At 70.4% G+C, this 2249-nt stretch carries 3 protein-coding genes; 2 read left to right on the forward strand and 1 reads right to left on the reverse strand.

All coding sequences use genetic code 11. From position 1 onward, the window contains the following. Positions 1–681: hypothetical protein (locus B1A78_RS22875; RefSeq protein WP_179102129.1), on the forward strand; the 681-nt coding region annotated here is incomplete at its 5' end. After that, a complete protein-coding gene (locus B1A78_RS21550) occupies positions 681–1181 on the forward strand; it encodes an AHH domain-containing protein (protein WP_077148878.1) in 501 nt (166 codons plus the stop codon). The genes B1A78_RS22875 and B1A78_RS21550, both read left to right, overlap by 1 nt. Before the next feature lie 9 nt (positions 1182–1190). On the opposite strand, the gene B1A78_RS21555 is transcribed toward B1A78_RS21550, so the two are convergent. After that, a complete protein-coding gene (locus B1A78_RS21555) occupies positions 1191–2162 on the reverse strand; it encodes a nitronate monooxygenase family protein (protein ID WP_077148879.1) in 972 nt (323 codons plus the stop codon). Between the last annotated feature and the right edge of the window lie 87 nt (positions 2163–2249).

Below are 2249 nucleotides of genomic sequence, written 5' to 3' on the forward strand. Positions count from 1 at the left end.
GGGCTGCGGCCCGAAATCGTCGCCGCCGCAGACGGGGACGCGCCGCGCTTCCGCCTGCATCTCGGGACGCTCCGGGTGCTGGCCGGGCGTGCGGCGGCGCCGCGAATGGCGCTGGCCGAACCCGGCGACCGGGCGACCAGCCTGCTCGGCGTCGGCTTGCCGCCGGGGTGGCGCGAGGATTGCTGGTTTTTCGAGCCCGAGGATTGCGAAGCAACCGGCCCCCTTGCGGGCGCGCGGTTCGACGATTTCTATCGGATGCTCGTGCTGCTGATCGACCTGTTCGACGCGCAGCAGCTTTTCTGGTCGCCGGCGCGGCTGTGGAGCGATGCCGCGCAATTTCGCGGTGCGATCGCCGAGATGCAGGCGAGCGGCATGCCGCCGGTGCTGCACCTGATCGCCTTTCGCCGCCGCGAGGACGCGGACGGCGCGCGCGTCGCGACGCGCGGGCTGGCGGTGTTCGCCGGGCAGGAACTGAAGGCGGCCGTCCCGCCCGGCTGGGACATGGCGGCGATGGTGCAGCGGCTGGCGCGGCTCGCGCTCGACATGCTGCTCAACGGTCCGCTGGCGCGCGCGCAGCAGGCGCCGGGGCTGAACGGCGGCGAATGGGTCGCGCTGACGCCGCAGGACGGTGCGGGCGGGCGGCCGCCGACGGTGCTGGTCGAGTTTCGCTTCGACCGCTGATGGACGGGCGTGCGCCGCCCGCTTCCTCCCGCTGCCGCTGGTCGGGCGCCGTGCCCGCCGAGGCGGGGTATCAGCGCCATCACCTGATCCCGATCGCCTTGCTGGCGCGGCCGCAGATGGCGGCGATGTTCGACCGGCTCGACGGCGAGGGTTTTGCGCTCGACCGCTTCGCGCTCAACGGGCTGGTGCTGCCGGGCAATGAGCGGCTGGCGTGGCTGTCGGGGCATGCGCTGCATCGCGGGCCGCACGGCGCCTATAGCGACGTCGTCGCGGCGCGGGTCGAGCAGATCCGCGCCTATCACGCGCTGCAGGCGATGCGCGACCCCGCGGCGGCGGGGCGCGTCGCGGCGGCACGGCTGCGGTTGCTGCAGACGGTGCTGCGCCGCGCGCTGACCGACCGGCACGGGATGAGTTTCCGGCTCAACCGCAGCGACCCGATGCGGCTGTTCGCCGACCGGCCCTATCTGGACGAGGCGATCGGGCGGCTGTTTGGTGGGTAGCGGGCCGACTTATAGCCGGACCTTTGCCTCGAGTTCGCGGCGGGCGGCGATATATTGGTCTTCGAGCTGGGCGACGAAGTCGGCGACGGGGAGGACGCCGCGGACCGGGCTGATGCCCTGGCCCGAGCCCCAGATGTCCTTCCACGCCTTCGCCTTGGTGTTGCCGCCCGAACCGAAGTTCATCGTCTTCAAATCGCCTTCGGGGAGGTTGTCGGGGTCCATGCCCGCGTTGACGATCGAGCCGCGCAGGTAATTGCCGTGCACCCCGGTGAAGAGGTTCGAATAGACGATGTCGGCGGCGCGGCCCTCGACGATGCCGTTCTTGTAGCCCGGATCGGCGTTCGCCTCGGCGGTCGCGATGAAGGCGCTGCCCATATAGGCGAGGTCGGCGCCGCACGCCTGCGCGGCTAGGATCGAGCGACCGTGGCCGATCGCGCCCGACAGCGCGACGGGGCCGTCGAACCATTCGCGGATTTCCTGCACCAGCGCGAAGGGCGACTGGACACCGGCATGGCCGCCCGCACCCGCGGCGACGGGGATCAGCCCGTCGGCGCCCTTTTCGACCGCCTTGCGCGCGAACCGGTCGTCGATGACGTCGTGGAGCGTGATGCCGCCCCAGCCGTGGACCGCCTGGTTGAGCTCCTCGCGCGCGCCGAGCGAGGTGATGGTGATCGGCACCTTCCACTTGGCGCAGGTCGCGATATCCTGCTCGAGCCGGTCGTTCGACTTATGGACGATCTGGTTGACGGCGTAAGGCGCCGACAGGCGGTCGGGATTGTCGCGATCCCATGCCGCAAGCTCTTCGGTGATCTGGTGCAGCCATTCGTCGAGCAGGCTCTGCGGCCGGGCGTTGAGCGCGGGAAAGCTGCCGACGACGCCGGCCTTGCACTGCGCGATGACGAGTTCGGGGCCCGAGACGATGAACAGGGGCGAGCCGATGACGGGCAGGCGCAGGCGGTCGAAGATCGGGGGAAGGGCCATGGAATCACACTCTCCGGTTGCTGTTTGCAACTGACCTTAACGTAAACGGAAGGTGTGGCAAGGGGGTGCGGACTGTGGGTTTTGAGG

This window comes from Sphingopyxis sp. KK2 (assembly GCF_001990265.1).
Classification (GTDB): Bacteria; Pseudomonadota; Alphaproteobacteria; order Sphingomonadales; family Sphingomonadaceae; genus Sphingopyxis.

Coding starts and splice junctions, on each gene's coding strand:
- B1A78_RS21550 (WP_077148878.1), top strand. CDS start 681: ATGGACGGGCGTGCGCCGCCCGCTTCCTCCCGCTGCCGCTGGTCGGGC.
- B1A78_RS21555 (WP_077148879.1), bottom strand. CDS start 2,162: ATGGCCCTTCCCCCGATCTTCGACCGCCTGCGCCTGCCCGTCATCGGC.